This is a genomic window from Pseudomonas nitroreducens NBRC 12694 (genome assembly GCF_002091755.1).
Taxonomy (GTDB): Bacteria; Pseudomonadota; Gammaproteobacteria; order Pseudomonadales; family Pseudomonadaceae; genus Pseudomonas; species Pseudomonas nitroreducens.
This window is the reverse complement of record NZ_BDAI01000004.1, coordinates 107,127-128,806: the sequence shown is the minus strand read 5'-3', so window position 1 is coordinate 128,806 and position 21,680 is coordinate 107,127. Positions and strand designations below refer to the sequence as shown.

At 66.8% G+C, this 21,680-nt stretch carries 21 protein-coding genes; 11 read left to right on the top strand and 10 right to left on the bottom strand.

All coding sequences use genetic code 11. The features are described from left to right. Window position 1: 1 nt before the first annotated feature. From PNI01S_RS12880 to PNI01S_RS12870, 3 genes are all read left to right on the top strand, one after another. Window positions 2–484, top strand: coding sequence for a DUF4442 domain-containing protein (locus PNI01S_RS12880; RefSeq protein WP_024765741.1), 483 nt, complete (start codon window positions 2–4; stop codon window positions 482–484). A gap of 50 nt (window positions 485–534) precedes the next feature. After that, a complete protein-coding gene (locus PNI01S_RS12875; RefSeq protein WP_024765740.1) occupies window positions 535–1,752 on the top strand; it encodes a 2-octaprenyl-3-methyl-6-methoxy-1,4-benzoquinol hydroxylase in 1,218 nt (405 codons plus the stop codon). A 290-nt stretch (window positions 1,753–2,042) separates the two neighbouring features. Continuing rightward, window positions 2,043–3,044, top strand: a complete 1,002-nt coding sequence (locus PNI01S_RS12870) for an extracellular solute-binding protein (protein ID WP_024765739.1) — start codon at window positions 2,043–2,045, stop codon at window positions 3,042–3,044. 16 nt (window positions 3,045–3,060) lie between these two features. Here the strand turns inward: PNI01S_RS12870 and PNI01S_RS12865 are convergent, their stop codons facing one another. Continuing rightward, window positions 3,061–3,399, bottom strand: a complete 339-nt coding sequence (locus PNI01S_RS12865; protein WP_024765738.1) for a hypothetical protein — start codon at window positions 3,397–3,399, stop codon at window positions 3,061–3,063. Window positions 3,400–3,575: 176 nt separating this feature from the next. Here PNI01S_RS12865 and PNI01S_RS12860 point away from each other — a divergent pair, with 176 nt between their 5' ends. From PNI01S_RS12860 to gcvP, 4 genes are all read left to right on the top strand, one after another. Continuing rightward, a complete protein-coding gene (locus PNI01S_RS12860; RefSeq protein WP_038803488.1) occupies window positions 3,576–5,195 on the top strand; it encodes an ABC transporter permease in 1,620 nt (539 codons plus the stop codon). A gap of 112 nt (window positions 5,196–5,307) precedes the next feature. Further along, entirely contained in the window at window positions 5,308–6,390 is a 1,083-nt protein-coding gene (gcvT, locus tag PNI01S_RS12855) for a glycine cleavage system aminomethyltransferase GcvT (RefSeq protein WP_084358382.1), read from the top strand. Between the two features lie 52 nt (window positions 6,391–6,442). After that, complete coding sequence (gcvH, locus tag PNI01S_RS12850) at window positions 6,443–6,832, top strand: glycine cleavage system protein GcvH (RefSeq protein WP_024765736.1); 390 nt, start codon at window positions 6,443–6,445, stop codon at window positions 6,830–6,832. A 75-nt stretch (window positions 6,833–6,907) separates the two neighbouring features. Further along, complete coding sequence (gene gcvP, locus PNI01S_RS12845; RefSeq protein ID WP_084358381.1) at window positions 6,908–9,784, top strand: aminomethyl-transferring glycine dehydrogenase; 2,877 nt, start codon at window positions 6,908–6,910, stop codon at window positions 9,782–9,784. A gap of 98 nt (window positions 9,785–9,882) precedes the next feature. Here gcvP and PNI01S_RS12840 read toward each other — a convergent pair whose 3' ends face one another. The 7 genes from PNI01S_RS12840 to PNI01S_RS12810 form a co-directional block, all read right to left on the bottom strand. Next, window positions 9,883–10,104 (bottom strand): hypothetical protein, encoded by a 222-nt coding sequence (locus tag PNI01S_RS12840; RefSeq protein ID WP_084358380.1) that lies wholly within the window; start codon window positions 10,102–10,104, stop codon window positions 9,883–9,885. 95 nt (window positions 10,105–10,199) lie between these two features. After that, window positions 10,200–10,526 (bottom strand): DUF2388 domain-containing protein, encoded by a 327-nt coding sequence (locus tag PNI01S_RS12835; RefSeq protein ID WP_024765733.1) that lies wholly within the window; start codon window positions 10,524–10,526, stop codon window positions 10,200–10,202. 111 nt (window positions 10,527–10,637) lie between these two features. Further along, on the bottom strand, window positions 10,638–10,955 hold the full coding sequence (locus tag PNI01S_RS12830; RefSeq protein ID WP_084358379.1) for a DUF2388 domain-containing protein: 318 nt from the start codon (window positions 10,953–10,955) through the stop codon (window positions 10,638–10,640). 74 nt (window positions 10,956–11,029) lie between these two features. Continuing rightward, complete coding sequence (locus tag PNI01S_RS12825) at window positions 11,030–13,417, bottom strand: tetratricopeptide repeat protein (protein ID WP_084358378.1); 2,388 nt, start codon at window positions 13,415–13,417, stop codon at window positions 11,030–11,032. A gap of 122 nt (window positions 13,418–13,539) precedes the next feature. Next, a complete protein-coding gene (locus PNI01S_RS12820; RefSeq protein WP_084358377.1) occupies window positions 13,540–14,820 on the bottom strand; it encodes a cytochrome c in 1,281 nt (426 codons plus the stop codon). Further along, a complete protein-coding gene (locus PNI01S_RS12815) occupies window positions 14,817–16,406 on the bottom strand; it encodes a GMC family oxidoreductase (protein ID WP_084358376.1) in 1,590 nt (529 codons plus the stop codon). The genes PNI01S_RS12820 and PNI01S_RS12815 overlap by 4 nt, the downstream gene beginning before the upstream one ends. A gap of 2 nt (window positions 16,407–16,408) precedes the next feature. After that, window positions 16,409–16,915, bottom strand: a complete 507-nt coding sequence (locus tag PNI01S_RS12810) for a sugar dehydrogenase complex small subunit (RefSeq protein WP_024767390.1) — start codon at window positions 16,913–16,915, stop codon at window positions 16,409–16,411. Between the two features lie 210 nt (window positions 16,916–17,125). Between PNI01S_RS12810 and PNI01S_RS12805 the strand changes: the two genes are divergently transcribed. From PNI01S_RS12805 to PNI01S_RS12795, 3 genes are all read left to right on the top strand, one after another. Beyond that, the gene (locus PNI01S_RS12805; protein ID WP_024767391.1) at window positions 17,126–17,920 is read left to right on the top strand and encodes a thymidylate synthase; all 795 of its coding nucleotides are present in this window, start codon (window positions 17,126–17,128) and stop codon (window positions 17,918–17,920) included. Between the two features lie 307 nt (window positions 17,921–18,227). Then, entirely contained in the window at window positions 18,228–19,385 is a 1,158-nt protein-coding gene (locus PNI01S_RS12800; protein ID WP_024767392.1) for an iron-containing alcohol dehydrogenase, read from the top strand. A gap of 7 nt (window positions 19,386–19,392) precedes the next feature. Then, window positions 19,393–19,827, top strand: a complete 435-nt coding sequence (locus tag PNI01S_RS12795; RefSeq protein ID WP_024767393.1) for an acyl-CoA thioesterase — start codon at window positions 19,393–19,395, stop codon at window positions 19,825–19,827. A gap of 97 nt (window positions 19,828–19,924) precedes the next feature. Here the strand turns inward: PNI01S_RS12795 and PNI01S_RS12790 are convergent, their stop codons facing one another. After that, window positions 19,925–20,290 (bottom strand): hypothetical protein, encoded by a 366-nt coding sequence (locus tag PNI01S_RS12790; RefSeq protein ID WP_024767394.1) that lies wholly within the window; start codon window positions 20,288–20,290, stop codon window positions 19,925–19,927. Window positions 20,291–20,565: 275 nt separating this feature from the next. Here PNI01S_RS12790 and PNI01S_RS12785 point away from each other — a divergent pair, with 275 nt between their 5' ends. Continuing rightward, entirely contained in the window at window positions 20,566–21,105 is a 540-nt protein-coding gene (locus PNI01S_RS12785) for a DUF2087 domain-containing protein (protein ID WP_084358375.1), read from the top strand. Between the two features lie 59 nt (window positions 21,106–21,164). Here PNI01S_RS12785 and PNI01S_RS12780 read toward each other — a convergent pair whose 3' ends face one another. Then, window positions 21,165–21,605: a YMGG-like glycine zipper-containing protein gene (locus PNI01S_RS12780; protein ID WP_065086225.1), complete on the bottom strand. Its 441-nt coding sequence runs from the start codon at window positions 21,603–21,605 to the stop codon at window positions 21,165–21,167. Window positions 21,606–21,680: the final 75 nt, after the last annotated feature.

Sequence of the window (21,680 nt, the reverse complement as noted above, 5' to 3'; positions counted from 1 at the left end):
GATGGATTCCCGCAAAAGCGCCCGCCGCGCCCGTCTGCTGCGTTTCGGCCTGAATCTCTACCCGCCCTATCTCGGCGCTGGCGTGCGCGTGCGCCATATCAGCGCGGACTTTCGCGAGGTGCGGGTGAAGATGGGCCTGAACCTGTTCAACCGCAATTACGTTGGAACCCAGTTCGGCGGCAGCCTGTACAGCATGACTGACCCCTTCTTCATGCTGATGCTGATGGAGAACCTGGGGCGCGAGTACATCGTCTGGGACAAGGCTGCCAACATCGAATTCGTCAGCCCCGGCAAGGGGCCGGTGTACGCCGAGTTCCGTATCGACCAGCACCTGCTCGACGAAATCCGCGCGCAGACCGCTGGGGGTGAGAAGTACCTGCCGCGCCTGCATGCTGAAGTGCGTGACGGCGAAGGCACCCTGGTGGCGCGGGTGCAGAAGACCCTCTACGTCCGGCTCAAGCCGCGCGCGCGGCAGGCCGCTTGAATTTCGATGCCCGTGCCCTTGCTGCGCGGGCCGCTGAAGAAGGAACGCACATGCACGCGGATCTGGTAATCGTCGGGGCGGGAATGGTCGGCAGTGCGCTGGCCCTGGCCCTGGAAGGCAGCGGGCTGGATATCCTGCTGCTGGACGGCTCGCCGCTGAGCGTCAAACCGTTCGACCGCGAAGCGCCCTTCGAGCCGCGCGTCAGTGCGCTGTCCGAGGCCAGCCGGCGGATTCTCCAGCGCCTGCACGCCTGGGACGGCATCGCCGCGCGCCGCGCCGAACCTTACCGCGAGATGCAGGTGTGGGACGGCTCCGGCACCGGGCAGATCCACTTCAGCGCCGCCAGCGTGCATGCCGAGATGCTTGGCCATATCGTCGAGAACCGCGTGGTGCAGGACGCCCTGCTGGAGCGCCTGCACGAGTCCGCACTCGGCTTGCTGCCTAACGCGCGCCTGGAGCAACTGCGCCATTCCGGCGACGACTGGCTGCTGACCCTCGCCGATGGCCGCGAGATCCGCACGCCGCTGGTGGTCGCCGCCGACGGCGCGAATTCCGCCGTGCGCCGCCTGGCCGGCTGCGCCACCCGCGAGTGGGATTACCTGCATCATGCCATCGTTACCAGCGTACGTTGCGAGAAGCCGCACGAGGCCACCGCCTGGCAGCGCTTCACCGACGACGGCCCGCTGGCCTTCCTGCCGCTGGCGAAGGAGGGCGACGCGCACTGGTGTTCGATCGTCTGGTCGACTACCCCCGAGCAAGCCGAGAAGCTCATGGCGCTGGACGACGACGGCTTCTGCAAGGCGCTCGGGCTCGCCTTCGAGCACCGCCTGGGCGCCATCGAACACGCCGATCGCCGGCTGTGCATCCCGCTGCGCCAGCGCCACGCGAAACGCTATGTGGAGCCGGGGCTGGCGCTGATCGGCGATGCCGCGCACACCATCCACCCACTGGCCGGGCAGGGCGTGAACCTGGGCTTCCTGGATGCCGCGGTGCTCGCCGAGGTGATCGAGCATGCCCACGCCCGTGGCGAGAGCATCGCCGAGGAACGCGTGCTGAGCCGCTTCGAACGTCGTCGCATGCCGCACAACCTGGCCATGATGGCGGCGATGGAAGGCTTCCAGCGCCTGTTCCAGGCCGACCCGCTGGCGGTGCGCTGGCTGCGCAACGCCGGGTTGCGGCTGGTGGACAAGCACCATGAGGCCAAGGGCATGTTCGTGCGCCAGGCGCTGGGGCTTTCCGGGGATCTGCCCAATCTGGCGCGAGTGTAGAGGGTAGCCTTCGGTCCCCTCACCCTAACCCTCTCCCGGAGGGAGAGGGGACTGATCGGCGTGCGCTGATCGTTCAGAGATCGCCGGCTGACTCCGTGATATTCAGATACGCCGAACGGCTCCCTCTCCCTTTGGGAGAGGGCTGGGGTGAGGGGCTCTTGCCTTGCGCCCCGATCGCCCCGCGACCCCAAACCACACCCTCCCGAAACACGCCGACACAAACGCGCCCCTCAGTAGCAAATGAGGTTCCTTATCATTTGCGGGATTTCTTCTCCGCAAAGGACACGCTCATGCTCGCGCGCAAAGGTCTTATCGCCACCCTCCTGCTGGCTGCCCTCGGTAGCACCGCCCAGGCCGCCGACGAAGTGGTGGTCTATTCCTCGCGCATCGACGAGCTGATCAAACCGGTGTTCGACGCCTATACCGAAAAGACCGGGGTGAAGATCAAGTTCATCACCGACAAGGAAGCGCCACTGATGGCGCGGATCAAGGCCGAAGGCGCCAACACCCCGGCCGACCTGCTGCTCACCGTGGATGCCGGCAACCTCTGGCAGGCCGAGAAGATGGGCATCCTGCAGCCCTTCGATTCGCCGACCCTGGACGCGAACATCCCGCCGCAGTACCGCTCCGGCACCGACAGCTGGACCGGCCTGTCGCTGCGCGCACGGACCATCGCCTATTCGACCCAGCGGGTGAAGCCCGAGGAACTGTCGACCTATGAAGAACTGGCTGATGCTAAATGGGAAGGCCGCCTGTGCCTGCGGACCGCGAAGAAGGTCTACAACCAGTCGCTGACCGCCACCCTGATCGAGACCCATGGCGCCGAGAAGACTGAGGAAATCCTCAAGGGCTGGGTGAACAACCTGGCTACCGATGTGTTCTCCGACGATAACGCGCTGCTGCAGGCCATCGCCGCTGGCCAGTGCGACGTCGGCATCGTCAACACCTACTACTACGGGCGCATGCACAAGGACAACCCGCAGCTGCCGGTGAAGCTGTTCTGGCCGAACCAGGGCGACCGGGGCGTGCACGTCAACCTGTCGGGCATCGGCCTGACCAAGTACGCGCCGCACCCGGAAGAAGCCAAGAAGCTGGTGGAATGGATGACCGGCGCGGAAGCCCAGTCGCTGTTCGCCGGCATCAACCAGGAGTTCCCGGCCAACCCGAAGGTTGCACCGTCGCAGGAAGTGGCCGCCTGGGGTGAGTTCAAGGCCGACAGCATTCCGGTGGAGATCGCCGGCAAGCGCCAGGCCGAAGCGATCAAGCTGATGGACCGCGCCGGCTGGAACTGATGGAAGCGCTGGCGCCTTACTGGCTGTCGGCGTCGCCCTTGTGATCCACTGAAAGCGCCTTGCCGTTCTCCGCCAGCAGGCAGATGAACTGGCCGTCCGACTGGTCGCCGCGGCGCAGTTGGGCGGTCAGGCGCTTGCTGGCGTGCTGCCCGTCCACCTCGCCGTCGTAGGCCTCTTCGCGGATCGACGAGGGCTCCACCCAGGTCTGCTGCCAGCGCTCCTGTACTTGCGGATTCTCGGCCAGGAGCGTCATTGCCATTTGCAGGCAGGCCTCCATGGGAGTGGGCTCGTCGGCCTGAACGGCGCCGCACAGTGTCAGAAGCAGCAGTCCGCAGAGAGAGCGAGGGGAGGACATGGGCTTTTTCCTTGGCAGGTTGGAATGGCAAAGTGGCGGATTCGACCGCACTAGCTTGAGCTTTATCCCTGTCGCATGAGGATCAGGCGAATTCGATACCAATGAGGGAAGTTGCCGTCAGTTCTTCGGTGACATTTCCTGCGAACACCGGCTGATCTCCTGGAATAACGCAACGCATGCGCACCCACCGCTGGACCTCCATCACCTTTGCCGTCGCCACCCTGGTTTTGCTGCCCATCAGCGTCCTGCTGCTGAGCTGGGCGGAAATCGACCGCGAAATCTGGTCGCACCTGTGGGAAACCCAGATGACGCGCCTGCTGGGCAATACCCTGGTGCTGGTGGCCGGCGTAGGGGGGGGCGTGACCGTGCTCGGCGTCAGCCTTGCCTGGCTCACCAGTCTCTGCGAATTCCCCGGCCGGCGCTGGCTGGACTGGGCGCTGATGCTGCCCTTCGCGGTGCCGGCCTATGTGCTGGCGTTCGTCTTCGTCGGCCTGCTGGATTTCTCCGGCCCCGTGCAGACGCTGCTGCGCGAGTGGTTCGGCAGCGGCCTGCGGCTGCCGCGCGTGCGCTCCACCGGCGGCGTGATCACCGTGCTGGTGTTGGTCTTCTACCCCTACGTCTATCTGCTCGCGCGCACCGCCTTCCTCGCCCAGGGGCGCGGCCTGACGGAGGCGGCGCGGGTGCTTGGCCTGTCGCCCCTGGCCGCCTTCTGGCGCGTCGCCCTGCCCATGGCGCGGCCGGCCATCGGCGCCGGGCTGGCGCTGGCGATCATGGAAACCCTGGCGGATTTCGGTACCGTGTCGGTGTTCAACTTCGACACCTTCACCACCGCCGTCTACAAGACCTGGTACGGCTTCTACAGCCTCTCCAGCGCCACCCAGCTGGCCAGCCTGCTGTTGCTGTTCGTCATGCTGGTGCTGCTGGGCGAGCGCTACAGCCGCGGCCGCAGCGGTGTGCCCAACGAGCGCCCGCGTGGTGCGGCGCTGTATCGGCTGCGTGGCTGGAAGGCCCTCGCCGCCAGCGCCTGGTGCCTGCTGGTATTCGCCTGCGCCTTCGTCATCCCGGTGCTGCAACTGGTGGTGTGGGTCTGGCAGAAAGGGCGTTTCGACCTCGACGAGCGCTACTGGGGGTTGATCCTCCACAGCCTGTACCTGGGTGGTTTCGCTGCGCTGATCACGGTGGCCGTCGCGCTGTTGCTGGCCTTCGCCCGGCGGCTGTCGCCAACGCCCGCGGTGCGCTCGGCAATCGGCATCTCCAATCTGGGCTATGCGCTGCCCGGCTCGGTGCTGGCGGTGGCGATCATGCTGGCGTTCAGCTGGCTGGATAACCATGCGGTAATTCCGCTGTCCAGCGCCCTGGGCGGCGCCGGCAAGCCCTTGCTGTTGGGCAGCCTCGGGGCGCTGCTGGTCGCCTACCTGATCCGTTTCATGGCCGTGGCTTACAACCCGTTGGAAGGTGCGCTGGCGAGAATTCGACCTTCGCTACCGGAAGCTTCCCGCAGCCTGGGCGTCGGCGGAACGGGGTTGTTCTTCCGCGTCTATCTGCCGCTACTGGTGCCGGGAGCCTTGAGCGCCGCGCTGCTGGTGTTCGTCGACGTGCTCAAGGAAATGCCCGCGACCCTGCTGATGCGTCCGTTCGGCTGGGACACCCTGGCCGTGCGCGTCTTCGAGATGACCAGCGAAGGCGAGTGGGCGCGCGCCGCGCTGCCGGCGCTGACGCTGGTGCTGGTGGGACTGTTCCCGGTGATCGGGCTGATCCGTCGCTCGGCGCGACCGACCGGTTCTGTGCGGCCCTGAGAATCGGCCGTCGGACAAGCTGTCCAGAGTCCGGTCATGCGACTACAATGCGCGCGTTTCGTGCGGGCCGTACTCGCGCTCCGCACCCGCCTCGCCCGGAAGGAGAACACCCATGGGACAGCGCACGCCGCTCTATGATTTGCACGTCGCCCTCGGCGCCAAGATCGTCGATTTCGGCGGTTGGGACATGCCGTTGCACTACGGTTCGCAAGTCGAAGAGCACCACCAGGTACGTCGCGATTGCGGCGTGTTCGACGTTTCCCACATGACCGTGGTCGACGTCACCGGTCCGCAGGCCAAGGAATACCTGCAGCGACTCCTGGCCAACGATGTCGAACGACTGCAGGTTCCGGGCAAGGCGCTGTACAGCGGCATGCTCAACGAGCGTGGCGGCGTGGTCGACGACCTGATCGTCTACCTCGGCGTGTACGGCTACCGCGTGGTGGTCAACGCCTCGACCCGCGACAAGGACATGGCCTGGATGCAGGCGCATATCGAGGGCTTCGACGTCACCCTGACCGAACGTCCCGATCTCGCGATGCTGGCCGTCCAGGGCCCCAACGCCCGCGAGAAGACTGCCGAGCTGGTCACTCCCGCCCGCGCCGCGCTGATCCGCGAGCTCAAGCCCTTCCAGGGCAAGGCCGACGGTGACTGGTTCATCGCCCGCACCGGCTACACCGGCGAGGACGGCCTGGAAATCATGCTGCCGGCCCTTGAAGCGCCGGGCTTCCTGAATGACCTGGTCGGTGCCGGTATTTCCCCGGCGGGCCTGGGCGCGCGCGATACCTTGCGCCTGGAAGCCGGGATGAACCTCTACGGCCAGGACATGGACGAAGACGTCACCCCTCTGGCCGCCAACATGGGCTGGACCATCGCCTGGGAACCCGAAGGCCGCGACTTCATCGGCCGCAAGGCCCTGGAAGCGCAGAAAGCCGCCGGCGATGCGCCCAAGCTGGTTGGCCTGGTGCTGGAAGAGCGCGGCGTGCTGCGCGCCCACCAGGTGGTCCGCGTCGCCGGCGTCGGCGAAGGCGAGATCACCAGCGGCAGCTTCTCCCCGACGCTCGGCAAATCCATCGCCCTGGCCCGTGTGCCGGCGGCCACCGGCGATCGCGCCGAGGTGGAGATCCGTGGTAAGTGGTACCCGGTTCGCGTCGTTCAGCCGAATTTCGTGCGTCATGGCAAAGCCCTGATCTAAATTGCATAGGGCGGCATTGCCGCCCGTCGCCCAGTCCTCGAGGAACAACAAGATGAGCAATATCCCCGCCGACCTGCGTTACGCCGCCAGCCACGAGTGGGCGCGCCTGGAAGCCGACGGTACCGTCACCGTGGGCATCTCCGACCACGCCCAGGAAGCCCTGGGCGACGTGGTCTTCGTCGAACTGCCGGAAGTGGGCAAGACCCTCGCCGCCGGCCAGGAAGCCGGTGTGGTCGAGTCGGTGAAGGCCGCCTCGGACATCTACGCCCCGGTAAGCGGTGAAGTCATCGCCGTCAACGACGTGCTGGCCGACACCCCCGAAGAAGTGAACAACGATCCGTACGGTTCCTGGTTCTTCAAGCTCAAGCCGAGCAACCCGGCCGAGCTGGACAAGCTGCTCGACGCCGCCGGCTACCGCGCTGCCAGCGACGCCGACGCGTAAGACACTGCTGTACACACAGGCCTCGATTCGTCGGGGCCTGTTCTTTTCAGGGAACGCCCTTTCGAGACCGTGGCCATGTCGAACACCCCTTCGCTTTCCCAGCTGCACCAGCCTGATGCCTTCCTCGCCCGCCACCTGGGCCCCGATGCCGCCGAGCAGCAAGCCATGCTCGACACCCTGGGACTGAAAAATCGCGACGACCTGATCGTGCAGACGGTCCCGCCGGCCATCCGCCTGAACCGGCCGCTGGACCTGCCGACCGCCCTCGACGAGCAGGGCGCACTGGCCAAGCTGAAGGGCTACGCGCTGAAGAACGAGCTGTGGACCAGCCTGATCGGCACCGGCTACTACGGCACCCTGACGCCGACCGTGATCCTGCGCAACGTGCTGGAGAACCCGGGCTGGTACACCGCCTACACCCCGTACCAGCCGGAGATCGCCCAGGGCCGTCTCGAATCCCTGCTGAACTTCCAGCAGATGACCATCGACCTCACCGGCCTCGATCTCGCCAGCGCCTCGCTGCTGGACGAAGCCACCGCCGCCGCCGAGGCCATGGCGCTGGCCAAGCGCGTGGCCAAGGCGAAGAGCAACCTGTTCTTCGTCGACAGCCACTGCCACCCGCAGACCATCTCCGTGGTGCAGACCCGCGCCGAAGCCTTCGGCTTCGACGTGGTGGTCGACGAGGTGGACAACCTCGGTCAGTACCCGGTGTTCGGCGCGCTGCTGCAGTACCCGGATACCCGTGGCGAGGTGCGTGACCTGCGCCCGCTGATCGACGCGCTGCACGCCCAGCAGGCGATCGCCTGCGTCGCCAGCGACCTGCTCGCGCTGCTGCTGCTCACCCCGCCGGGCGAGCTGGGTGCCGACGTGGTCCTGGGCAGCGCCCAGCGCTTCGGCGTGCCGATGGGCTACGGCGGCCCGCACGCAGCCTTCTTCGCCTGCCGCGACGAGTACAAGCGCGCCATGCCGGGCCGGATCATCGGCGTGTCCAAGGACGCCCGTGGCAACACCGCGCTGCGCATGGCGTTGCAGACCCGCGAACAGCACATCCGCCGCGAGAAGGCCAACTCCAACGTCTGCACCTCGCAGGTGCTGTTGGCCAACATCGCCAGCCTCTACGCCGTGTACCACGGCCCGCAGGGCCTCAAGCGCATCGCCCAGCGCGTGCACCGCCTGACTTCCGTGCTGGCCGCCGGCCTCGCTGCCAAGGGCCTGAAGCCGGTCAATCAGCACTTCTTCGATACCCTGACCTTCGATGTCGGCGCGCAGCAGCAGGCCATCGTCGAGCGCGCCCGCGCCGCCCGCGTGAACCTGCGCATCGTCGGCGAGGACCGCCTGGGCGTGAGCCTGGACGAAACCACCAGCGCCGAGACCCTCGCCAGCCTGTTCGATATCTTCCTGGGCGCCGGCCATGGCCTGGATGTGGCGCAGCTCGACGCCGGCCAGGTCGCTGACGGCATTCCCGCCGCGCTGCAACGCAGCAGCGACTACCTGACCCACCCCGTCTTCAACCGCCACCACAGCGAAACCGAGATGCTGCGCTACCTGCGCCAGCTCGAGGGCAAGGACCTGGCGCTGAACCAGGCGATGATCCCGCTGGGCTCCTGCACCATGAAGCTCAACGCCACCAGCGAGATGATCCCGATCACCTGGCCGGAATTCGCCACGCTGCACCCCTTCGTGCCACGCGAGCAAGCCGAGGGCTACCGCCTGATGATCGAGGAGCTGGAAAGCTGGCTCTGCGCGATTACCGGCTTCGACGCCATCTGCATGCAGCCCAACTCCGGCGCCCAGGGCGAGTACGCCGGCCTGCTGGCGATCCGCAAGTACCACGAAAGCCGTGGCGATGCGCACCGCAATATCTGCTTGATCCCGTCTTCGGCCCACGGCACCAACCCGGCCTCGGCGATCATGGCGAGCATGCGCGTGGTTATCGTCGAGTGCGACAAGGGCGGCAACGTCGACATGGAGGACCTCAAGCGCAAGGCGGCCGAAGCCGGCGAGCAGCTGTCCTGCCTGATGATCACCTACCCGTCCACCCACGGGGTGTACGAGGAAGGCATCCGCGAAATCTGCGAGGTCATCCACGGCCACGGCGGCCAGGTCTACATGGACGGCGCCAACCTCAACGCCCAGGTCGGCCTGGCGCGTCCGGCGGACATCGGTGCCGACGTGTCGCACATGAACCTGCACAAGACCTTCTGCATTCCCCACGGTGGTGGCGGCCCGGGCATGGGCCCGATCGGCGTGAAGAAGCACCTCGCGCCCTTTGTCGCCAACCACCCGGTGATCCGCATCGAAGGCCCGAACCCGCTCAACGGCGCGGTCAGCGCCGCGCCCTGGGGCAGCGCCAGCATCCTGCCGATCAGCTGGATGTACATCGCCATGATGGGCCCGCAACTGGCCGACGCCACCGAGGTGGCGATCCTCAACGCCAACTACCTGGCCCAGCAGCTCGATGGCGCCTTCCCGGTGCTCTACCGTGGCCGCAACGAGCGCGTTGCCCACGAGTGCATCCTCGACCTGCGTCCGCTCAAGGCGCAGACCGGGATCAGCGAGGAGGACGTGGCCAAGCGCCTGATGGACTACGGCTTCCACGCCCCGACCATGTCCTTCCCGGTGCCGGGCACGCTGATGATCGAGCCTACCGAGAGCGAGTCCAAGCACGAGCTGGACCGCTTCATCGAGGCAATGCTGTCGATCCGCGCAGAGATCGCCAAGGTCGAGACCGGCGAATGGCCGGCCGAAGCCAACCCGCTCAAGGGCGCGCCGCACACCCTGGCGGATGTGACCGGGCTGTGGGATCGCCCCTATCAGATCGCCGAAGCGGTGACCCCCACCGAGCACACCCGTGCCTTCAAGTACTGGCCGGCAGTGAACCGCGTGGACAACGTCTACGGCGACCGCAACCTGTTCTGCGCCTGCGTGCCGGTGGACGATTACCGCGAATGAGCGGTGCGTTGAATTGAAAAAGCCGCCTTCGGGCGGCTTTTTTGTTTTTCGTACGGGTTCGTTAGGGCGTGGGACCGAGCTGGTCCGGCAGGAGGGCCTCAGGGCTTCAGCTGCAACCGGCCGATCAGGCGGATCAGCAGCGCAAACAGCACGATCATCAGCACATTGCTGAGCATGCCGATCAGGTTGTAGACGGCGGACGGCAGCAGCGTATAGATCTCCAGGCCGACCACGCTGAGCAGGCGGCTGAGCAGCCAGAAGCCTTCACTGACGATCAGCAGGATCAGGGTGATCTTCAGCGGCTGGATGGGATCGTTCATGGGACACTCCGTGTCGGAATTGGAGTGTCAGTAGAACACAGCCGCGCCCCGCCGGCTTGGCCCGCGGCGAGCGCCACGGGCCGCGCCGGTGGGTATCACTGGGCGGGTGCGTCATCTCGGCGGACGAGGATGGCGTTGGCCAGTTCCATGTCGCTGCGATCCTGCAGCGCGGCGTCGTCGCTGCGCAGGCGGGTGAGGGCCGCCTCCAGGTACGGGCCGCGGATCGCACCGTCACTGGCGACGAACGCGCTCGCATCGTCCTGGGCGGCGACGATCAGCTTGTCGTGCTTGAAGGTCAGGTAGGTCGACGCGGTTGTGGCGCCGGATGAGATGACGTCGCGCCAGAAGTCGCCGTCGGCCATGGCCGAGGCAACGGGCAGGGCGAGCAGGGCAAAGGCAGTGGCCAGTTTCGCGGTACGCATCGGTTCCACCTCCGGAAGGTCCGTGTACAGGTGAGAGGCGCAGCGGCTGGTGGGAGTTCCAAGATTATCCGCGCGAGGTGCGCGAGCGGTTGCCCGCGCGCCTCGCGTGGGTCAGCGCTGGACGGCCAGGATTGCCGAGGCGAGCTCCGCGTCGCTGGCTTGCGCCAGGGCCGGGTCGGCACTGCGCATCTGCTGCAGCGTGGCCTCCAGGTAGGGGCCGCGGATGGCGCCATCGGTGGCGATGAAGCTGGCGGCGTCGTCCTGGGCCGGGCCGATCAGCTTGTGATCGTCACGGCTGGTCAGGTAGCTCGAGGCGGTGGTGGCGCCGGAGGTGAGGACGCCGCGCCAGAAGCTGCGGTCCTCGGCCATGGCCGAGGCGAGGGGGAGAAGGGTAAGGGCTACGACGACAGGGGCGAAACGGCGACGCATGGTGTCTCCTTGGATGATTGCGCGCCAATCAGAGCCTTGGAAGTTTCAGCGGTTCCGGCCTGTCGTCGGAATTTTCACTCTCGTTTTAGCGCCGGATCGTCCGGATTCTGCTGCTCCAGTTCCGCAGTGAACTGCTGCACCTTCTGGAATTGCCCGGTTTCGCGCAGGTAGTCGATCAGCGCCAGGCGCGCCGTCCGGTTGGCAGGGTGGCGCTGCAGCAGTTGTTCCAGCTCGTGGCAGGCGCCGTCGCTGTCGCCGGTGTCATGCAGGGCGATGGCCAGGACGAAGCGGAACTGGTCGTCGTCCGGGCTCAGGCGCACCGCTTCGCGCAGTTCCTTGAGCGCCTGCGTACGTTGCCCCTGGCGCACCAGGCCGAGGCCATTGACGTGGTGCAGCAGGCCGGAAGCGGGGAACAGGCGCAAGCCTTCATCCAGCGCTTGCCTGGCTTCGGCTGCCCGGCCATTGCCCTCCAGCCACTGGATCAGCGTGACCCGCGCGGGCAGGAAGTCGGGGTTGCGCTGAATGGCGGCGCGCAGCGCCGGCTCCACCTGATCGCCCCGATCGGTCTGCTGGTAGAGCATGGCGAGGTTGAGATTGGCCTCGGCACGCTCGGCGAGGGCGTGCTGGACCTGTTCGTACTCTTCGAGACCCTTGCCCAGGGCCGCTCCGATGCTGGCGCGAACCGGTGGCGGGAGCTGGGCCAGTTGCCAGGCCGCGGCGATGCGTACGGCGCGGATCGGGTCATTGAGCAACGGCGCCAGCAGCATGGCCTGCTGTGGGGCGCCCGCGAGGGCCGGCAGAGCCTCGATGGCGGCGTTGCGTACCAGCGGGTCGGCGTCCTTCAGGCCCAGGGCCACCAGCTCCAGCGAACGCTGGCTGGGGTAGCTGGGCAGTTCGGCAAGCAGGGTCGCCCGGCGGATCGCCGGCAGGTCGGTCGTCGCCAGCAGCAGGTGCAGCGCGCGGGAGGCGCCGGGCTTGCCGTTGCGCGCCTTCCACAGGGTGTCGTCATAGCGCGGCGCTGGGTTGCTGGAGGCATTGGGTTTGGCCGGCAGCTCGCTGGAGAACCACTCGCGGAACTTCGCGCCGAGCTGCTTGCCGGGCATGTCGCGGTGGCAGGCCTGGCAGGCATCCGGCGCGCTGATGCGACGGGCATGGGCGGGGTCCGGCAGGGTGAAACCATGGTCGTGGCGGTAGTCATTGACCATGTAGTAACGCCCCGGCATGTGGCAGGCGGTGCATTGCGCGCCCGGTGTACCGGGTTGGTGATGTGTGTGCTCGGGCGAGTCGTAGTTCTTCGCCTGCAGGCCCTTGCCGTCGATCTGCGGGCGCACCGGCTTGCCCGCCGTGTTGTGGCATTGCAGGCAGACGCCATTGCCCGGTGCCTTCAGCTCGCCGCTGTGGGGGTTGTGGCAATCGGTGCACTGGACCCCTTTGGCGAACATCTTGCTCTGGGTGAAGGAACCCCATTCGAAGACTTCGTCCTTGATCTTGCCGTCGATCTCGTACAGCTCGCGGGTCAGCGTGCTGGGCAGGTAGTCGTCCATGAAACGATGCTTGTTCTGGAAGCCGTCGGCCAGCGGTGCGCGGCGCGCGTGGCAGCGTGCGCAGGTCTCGACGATGGTCGCCTGGCTGGCGTTCTGCAGCGGCACTTCGAACCCCTTGTCCGCGCTGCGGTCGGGCTTGCGCGCCCATTCAAGGTGCCGGGATGCCGGGCCATGGCAGGCCTGGCAGCCGACGCCGAGGCTGTTCCAGTGGCTGGCGAAGCTGTCGGTGGTGGCGGTGTAATTGCGCTTGAAACCGGTGGTATGGCATTCGATGCACATGAAGTTGGCGTTCTGCGCCGGGCGGGTCCAGTGCAGCTCGTCCTTGTGGTCGATACCCTGGCCGGGCATTAGCTGGAACCACTGGTGCTTGCGGCTATCCCAGGCCACGCCGAGGGCTTGCAGGCGACCGCCCGGATACTCGAGGAGATACTGCTGCAGCGGTTCGAAGCCGAAGGTGTAGGCCACCTTGAAGTCCGCCGGCTTGCCGTCGGCGCCGGGAGTATTGACCCAGTACTCGCCCTCCTTGCGGAAAAAGCGAGTGGTCTCGGTCTCGCCCTTGAAGGTGACGTTGGCGAAGTCCCCCAGCACATTGCCCTCGGCAGCTGGCTTCATCGCCTGCTGGTGGTGGGAACCCTGCCAGCTCTTGAACTGTGCCTGGTGGCAGCCCTGGCATTGCAGTTCGTCGACCATTGTCGTGGTGGGTGCCGGTGTAACTGCCAATGGCGCGGGAGTCGATGCCGGGGCTTTGGCGGGCGCACTGGCAGACACCGGCAGCGCCGGGTTGCTGTTCTGCACCCACCACCACAGACCGAGGGTGGCAACCAGCAGCAGGCCGGCACAGGCGGCCAGCAGCCATCCGCGATAGGGTTTGCGCGGCAGGATCTCCGGGCGTGGAGCAGGCTTCTTCGGCTTGGGCATTCGACTTCCATTGTTCTGCAGGACAACTCCACGAATCGGCGCAGCTTCGACGAGGGGCTGCCGGCCTGTCAACGCTAATCAGGCCGGCCCGTGATCCCTTCTGCGCAGGGCGCCAGCTCCGCTCAAGGCTGGCGGATTTCGGCGACCCGCGCGCTGTCGACCTTTACCTCCGGATTGCCGAACTGTGCCGTGAGATAGTTCACCAGCGTGGCGATCTGTTCGTCATTGAGCGTGCCGGCGAAGCCCGGCATGAACATCTCCTCGTCGCCTACCTTGCGGTGCACGCCGCCCAGTACCACCTGCACCAGGTTGTCCGGCTGCAGGGCGCCCACGGCGCTGTTCTTCAGCAGCATCGGGTAGTAGCCGTCCTTCACCCCTTCGCCGCTCCAGGAGTGGCAGCTGGCGCAATTGCCCAGGTACAGGCGCGCACCATCGTCATGCTTTTGTGCGGCGAAGTCCTGGCCGCGCAAGGTGACCACATCGTCCGCCGGCTCGCCCCAGGCAAAGCGTGCCTTGCGTTCGCCATCGCTGACCTCCGGCACGCTGCGCAGGTAGCTGGCGATGGCCAGCAGGTCGGCGTCGGTCATGTACTGGAAACTGTGCTGCACCGCCTCGGCCATGGGCCCGGCCGCCTGCGCCTTGCCCGGCACGCGGCCGGTCTTCAGGTACTGGGCGATCTCCGCGTCGCTCCAGCCGCCGATGCCGCTGTGGGTGTCGGGGGTGATGTTGAAGGCATACCAGCCACCCAGCGCGGCGCCGGAGAGGAAGCCGGTAGTGCGTTCGTCCACGGCCTTCTCCTGGAAGGCCATGCCGCGCGGCGTGTGGCAGGTGCCGCAATGCGCCAGGCCCTGGACCAGGTAGCCGCCGCGGTTCCAGGCCGGGCTCTGCTTCGGGTTGGGCTGGTAGACCGAATCCTGGTGAAACAGCAGGTTCCAGATCGCCAGCGGCCAGCGCATGTTCAGCGGCCAGGCGATATCGGAATCCTGGTTGGGCTGCGCGACGGCCTGCACGCCGCCTTCGAGGAACCAGGCGTAGAGCGCCTTCATATCCTCGTCGGTGATCTTCGCGTAGGCGGTGTAGGGCATTGCCGGGTAGAGGCGGGTGCCGCCCTTGGCCACGCCGTCGCGCAGGGCGCGGGCGAAGTCGTCGTAGCTGTAGCTGCCGATGCCGGTCTTCGGGTCGGGGGTGATATTGGTGGAATACACCGCGCCCAGCGGCGTGGCCAGTGGCAGGCCGCCGGCGAAGGGCTTGCCGCCCGGCGCGGTGTGGCAGGCGGCGCAGTCGCCGGCGCGGGCCAGGTATTCGCCGCGCTGCAGCAGCTTCTGCGGGGCGGGATCGAGGGCCTTGGCGGCGTGCGAGGCCAGGGGAGCGGCGAGCAGGGCAAGCAGGATCAGACGCTTCATGCCTTGGCCTCCCGCTTCAGCTGTTCGGCCAGGCGCAGGGCCAGGGCGGCGATGGTCAGGGTGCAGTTCACCGAGCCGACGGTGGGCATCACGCCACTGCTGGCGATGAACAGGTTGGGATGGTCGTGGCAGCGGCACTGGGCATCCACCACCGAATCCTTCGGGTCGTCACCCATCAGCACGGTGCCGGTGATGTGGTTGTTGTTGGCGAAGCTGTCGTCGAACTTCACCTCCTCGCCACCCAGCAGCTTGGCTGCGTGGGCATAGACCTCGCGGGTGTGCACCGCGCTCTTGCGCACGTAGTCGTCCATGGCATAGGTGAATTCGGGCTTGGGGATGCCGGTGGCGTCGCGCTCGGTGGCGCTGGGGACGATGCGGTTCTCCGGGTGCGGGAGGATTTCGTGGAAGCTGTCGAAGCGCACGAAGCGCGCGGCGTGGTCGCGGATCTTCGCTTCCAGGTCGTGGCCCAGCAGCAGCGGCCCGTGGCGGATCAGTTCGGCGGCCACTTGGTCGGTGCGCGAGAGGTTGGACAGGTGGATCTTCTTCGACGCGTACTCGCTGCGGAACGCGCCGTCGCGGAAGCCCACCATGGAGGTCATTTCCTGCGGCCCGCGGCCCGGCCAGAGTTTCTCATCGGCATAGAACTGCACGGCGGTGCCGGGATGGTCCATCAGGTTGCGGCCGACCATGTCGGAGCTGTTGCCGACGTCGGACATCAGCATCAGCTTGGGCGTCTCGATGCCATTGGCAGCGAGGATGAAGGTGTCGCCCTCGACGCGCACCTCGTTGCCTTGCGGGTCCTTGTACAGCGCCGCGACTATCTTGCCGCCGTCGCCCTTTTCCAGCTTGAACACCACGGCGTTCTCGATCAGCCGGGCGCCGGCGGCCTCGGCCTTCTCGACGTGGACGATGCCGTTGTACATGGCGCCGATGGGGCAGATGGGCATGCAGTTGTTGTTGCCGCAGCAGGTCGGCCGGCCATCGTAGGGCCGGCTGTTGCGCGCCACCGGCTCGGTGACCACGCGGTAGCCGTTGGCGTTGAGCAGGGTCTTGATGCGCTGCTCGTTCCACGACAACGGCAACGGCGGCATCGGGTAGGGCTGGCTGCGCGGCGAATCGAGCTCTTCGTCACCCGGTCCCCAGACGCCCAGTTCCTCTTCGGCGCGCTGGTACCAGGGCTCCAGTTCGGCGTACTCGATGGGCCAGTCGCGGCCCACGCCGTAGAGGCTGAGCAGCTTGAAATCATTGGGCAGGAAGCGCCAGGCCGACGCCGCCCAGTGCCAGGTGGTCCCGCCCACGGCGCGAATGTACTGCACGTCGTAGGGGTGTTCGCCTTTCTGGATCAGGTAATGGTTGTCCGGCTTGAACTGCGGATGCGGCGCGTACGGGCTGGACGGGTAGGGCGCCTGGTTGTCGGACTTGTCCGCCTGGTTGCGGAAGCGCTCGACGATCTCCCAGCGCCCCATGCGCGGGCCGGCTTCGAGGATCAGCACATCCTTGCCGGCCAGCGCCAGCTGATGGGCGACCAGCGCGCCGGCGACGCCGGAGCCGACCACCACGAAATCGGCGCGTTGCGTATCGGCCATCCTCAGGCCCCCCGCTCGGTCGGTTGTGCCGCCCAGAAGCCGGGCTTGTTCGGGCAATAGCTGCGGATCACCAGCACGTCGTCCACGGCGCGGAACATCAGCGCCTGTTCGTAGGTGACCACTGTGGCGCTGGTGTCATCGCCGATCTGGCCCAGGTACCAGCCGCCGAGAATCTGCCGGGCCAGCCACTGCTGGCGCTCGGTCCAGGTGGCCGGCGCGTCGCCCAGGCGATCCAGCAGTTCCGCGAGACTCTGCCGCAGCGCCGTGTCGCGCTGGGCCAGGACGCCGAACAGGCGTTCGCCGATGCGCGGGTCGAGGTTGCTGCGGCCGGTCAGGCGCTGGGACAGGGTCATGAACTCGTCCAGCTCCGTCGCTGCCTGGGGCGTCAGCGCGGCCCAGGTGCGTGCGGCCGGGCTGAGCAGTACACCGCCCAGAGCGGCACTGGCGCACGCCACTGCCAGCAGGCGACGGCGCGAAAAAGGAAAGGCGGGCGGCTGTGCCTCGGACATGTCGACCTCTCTTGCAACAGACGAACGGTTGGGGAGCGCGGTCTGGCGCCGCTTGAATCGGGTGTTGGTCGGCCAGGGTGGCGAGACCGGGCCCAGGCCCTTAGTATTGCCGCTTGTTCAGATTCTGCCGGGCGAATCGTTCTGCCGGCGGCCCACCCCGGAGCCGCGCCGCAGAGCCGCACCGACCGGCTTTTGGGTGATACCTTCGCGATGAAACAGTACCTCGACCTCATGCGCCACGTGCGCGAACACGGCACCTTCAAGAGCGACCGCACCGGCACCGGCACCTACAGTGTGTTCGGCCACCAGATGCGCTTCGACCTCGCCGAAGGCTTCCCGCTGGTGACCACCAAGAAGTGCCACCTCAAATCGATCGTCCATGAACTGCTGTGGTTCCTCAAAGGTTCGACCAACATCGCCTACCTGAAGGAAAACGGCGTCTCGATCTGGGACGAATGGGCCGACGAGAACGGCGACCTCGGCCCGGTCTACGGCTACCAGTGGCGCTCCTGGCCGGCGCCGGACGGCCGCCATATCGACCAGATCGCCAACCTGATGGAGATGCTGAAGAAGAACCCGGACTCGCGCCGGCTGATCGTCTCCGCGTGGAACCCCGCGCTGATCGACGAAATGGCCCTGCCGCCGTGCCACGCGCTGTTCCAGTTCTATGTCGCCGACGGCAAGCTCAGCTGCCAGCTGTACCAGCGCTCGGCCGACATCTTCCTCGGCGTGCCCTTCAACATCGCCAGCTACGCGCTGCTGACCCTGATGGTCGCGCAGGTCGCGGGCCTGCAGCCGGGCGAGTTCATCTGGACTGGCGGCGACTGCCACCTGTACGCCAACCACCTGGAGCAGACCGACCTGCAGTTGACCCGCCAGCCGCTGCCGCTGCCCACCATGAAGATCAACCCCGAGGTGAAGGACCTGTTCGACTTCCGCTTCGAGGACTTCGAACTGGTCGGCTACGAAGCCCACCCGCACATCAAGGCGCCGGTCGCTGTCTGACCTGCCCTCGATGAAGAAGAGGCCGGCGCAATGCCGGCCTTTTTCGTTTCTGCGAGGCTGATCCCGTGGGAGCGGGCTCCGTCCGCGATGTGCTACCGGCCTGCTCGGAGCCGCCGGAAATCGATCGCGGATGAATTTACTCCCATGTTCCCTGCGCGCCGTGGCTTCCCATTCATCTGGTGAATGAGCGTTTCGCCTGGCGGTACAGGGTTTCAGGGGGTGTGTTGCGTTGCTATGCTCCCCGGGCTGGCCACTGAGCGGTGGCCTACGGATTTTCCGCACTACAACGACAAGACCGGGGACCGTCATGCAGCCTTTCAGCTTCGCCACCACCGCGCAGATCCTCTGCGAGAGTGGCTCCGCCGCCCGCCTGGGTGAACTCTGCCGCGAGCGCGGCGCCCAGCGCGTGCTTATCGTCACCGATCCCGGCATCACCCGCCTGAACATGCTCGACGGCGTGCTGCCCGGCTTCGCCAAGGCTGGCGTGGCGGTGGACGTCTTCGATCAGGTGGTGGCCGACCCGCCGGAAAGCGTCGTGCTGGCAGCCGCCGAGCAGGCTCGCAAGATGGCTGCGCAACTGGTGGTCGGCTATGGCGGCGGCAGCTCGATGGACGTCGCCAAGCTGGTGGCGCTGCTGGCGCATCCGTCGGCATCCCAGGGGCTGAAGGACATCTTCGGCGTTGGCAACGCTCGCGGCCCACGCCTGCCGCTGATCCAGGTGCCGACCACCGCGGGTACCGGTTCGGAAGTGACACCCATCGCCATCGTCACCACCGGCGAGACCACCAAGATGGGTGTGGTCAGCCCGCACCTGCTGCCGGACCTGGCCGTGCTCGACGCCGACCTCACCCTCGGCCTGCCGCCGGCGGTCACCGCCGCCACCGGCATCGACGCCATGGTGCACGCCATCGAGGCCTACACCAGCAAGCTGAAGAAGAACCCGCTGTCCGACCTGCTCGCCCGCGAAGCGCTGCGCCTGCTGGCGTTGAACCTCGACGAAGCCGTGCACAACGGCGGCAACCGCGAGGCGCGCCAGGCCATGCTGCTGGGCGCCTGCCTGGCCGGCCAGGCCTTCGCCAACGCCCCGGTGGCCGCCGTGCACGCGCTGGCCTATCCGCTGGGCGGGCACTTCCACATTCCCCACGGCCTGAGCAATGCGCTGGTGCTGCCCGAGGTGATCCGCTTCAATGCGCCCAATGCCGCGCCGCTCTACGCCGAGCTCGCGCCACTGCTGCTGGGCGAGCGCCTGCGCAGCGATGCCGACCGCACCGAGCAGTTCATCGCCGAGCTGGCCGACCTCAGCCCGCGCAGCGGCCTGCCGTCGCGCCTGCGCGATGCCGGCGTACCGGAGGCCAGCCTGCCGCGCCTGGCCGCCGATGCGATGTTGCAGCAGCGCCTGCTGGTGAATAATCCCCGCGAAGTCAGCGAGAGCGACGCGCTGGCCATCTACCGAGCCGCCTTCTGAGAACCCGATGAGCGAACAGCACCCCAGCCGCACCGACTACGCGCACTTCCAGCCGATCACCACCCGCTGGCACGACAACGATATCTACGGCCACGTGAACAACGTGACCTACTACGGCTTCTTCGACACAGCGGTGAACACCTACCTGATCGAGCGCGGTGGCCTGGATATCCACGGCGGCGAGGTGGTGGGCTTCGTGGTCAGCTCCAGCTGTGATTATTTCGCGCCGGTGGCCTTCCCCGAGCGCATCGAGGTCGGCCTGCGGGTCGGCAAGCTGGGCAACAGCTCGGTGCAGTACGAACTGGCGATCTTCCGCGAGGGCGATGAACTGGCCTGTGCGGCGGGCAAGTTCGTGCATGTGTTCGTTGACCGCGCGAGCAGCCGGCCGGTATCGATTCCTCCTGCGTTGCGGGAGGCGATGGAGGCGCTGGTACGCGTTTGACGGGCTCTTTGCGGGAGCGAGCCTGCTCGCGAACACGTCGCGCATCGGCGATGCCAGCAATTCCGTTCGCAAGCAAGCTCGCTCCTGCGACGATTACCTACCACCCCATCGGATAATGCTCGATCCGGCACGGCCGGCTGTTGCCGTCGCCCTTGCAGATGCCGTCCAGGTACTGGTAGCGCATCCACACCCGCTGTCCTGGCGCTGGCCAGTGCTTACGCGGGATCATGCTTTGCCAGTCGGCGCTTTCCGGCTCGAAGGCGATCAGCGCGCCCCGATTCGGGCAATCCGCGCCGGCGGCCCGTGGCTTGACCGACTCCACGCGGCCTTCCAGGCCCCGTACGGGCAGTTTGAGCGCCCCGATGATCTCCACTTCCATCTGGCAGACCTGCCAGTCCCCGGCGTGCGCGGTCTGCACGGCGCCAAGCGACAGCAGCAGACCGGCGGCAGCAAGCGCTTTCACGAATGACTCCTTGTGGCCAGTGATCCCTTCCCGACAAGCCTATACGAGGCTGGCCGGATGACATGGGGCTTGTCCCGGGTGGCGCGCCCGGCCTATGCTGGCCGCCGGTCGGCAGTTCACCCAGGCGTCGCCGCCTCCGTATGGAGAGCGCTAAACCTGCCACGCGGTTCCCCGCACCTTTGACGATCCGACACACTTTCCCAGTGCCGCATCGGAAGCCGGCGACCCCCGATCACCTCCTGCACGAGGTCTTGGCACGCAACGAGGATTGCACTGTGTCCAGGCAACGCTTGCCCTACCACGCCCCCGATATTTCGGTGCTGGCGAAATTCCTGACGCGACAATTGGACGAATCGCCCGAACGTCCCGGTCATGTGGAGATGCTCAACCTGCTGGCCCGCGCGGTTGGCTTCCGCAACTACCAGGCGCTGCGCGCCAGCCACCAGGCTGAGGCGCGCTTGGCCCGCGAAATAGAGCCCGAAGCCGTGGTGGATTTTCGCCGCGTCGAGCAGTGGCGGCGCTACTTCGATGAGGCCGGCTGCCTGCAACGCTGGCCGAAGAAACACAGCCACCGTGAGGCCTGCCTCTGGGTGCTGTGGTCGCGCTTGCCGGCGCGGCAAACGTGGAGTGAAAAGGACATCAACGGCCGCCTGCGTGCTCAGGAACGCCTGGGTGACCACCTGCTGCTTCGGCGCGCCCTGGTCGATGGCGGATGGCTGCAGCGCACCGACGATGGCGGTGAATACCGTCGCGTTGAGCGCCGACCGCCAACTGAGCTGAGTGCGCTGTTGTCCTGCTTGCCCGCCTGCGCCTAATCGGTCGGTCATGAACAAAAAAGCCCGCCAATCGGCGGGCTTTTTCACACGGGCATCGGTCAGTCGTCGTGATGCTTGTGTTTGTGCTTGTAGTGGCCTTTGCCCTTGTGGCGGTCGCTCTTGTGACCACTGCTGTGGTGGTCATCGTTGTCGTCGGCCAAGTGGTTGCCCAGCGCGCCGCCCGCCGCGCCGCCCAGGCCCGCGCCAATGGCGCCACCGGTGGAGCCACCGACCTTGTTGCCGATGACCGAGCCGCCTGCCGCACCCAGGCCGCCGCCAATGGCTGCCTCGGTCTTGTTGCCGTTCTTGGCACCCATCGCGCCGCCAGCTGCACCGCCTACGCCAGCACCGATGGCCGCGCCGGTGGAGCCACCCAGGGCGCCGCCCACCACGTTGCCCAGTGCGCCCCCGACACCGCCGCCAATGGCGGATTTGGTGTCGTCGGCGACGGCGTGGCTGGCCAGCAGGGCCAGTGCCAGAACAGAAAGAGTCTTACGCATGTTGCGAACCTGAAAGTAGAAAAGGAATGGGGAAATTGTCCCGCATAGAAAACAGCCGGGCAATGAGGCCCGGCT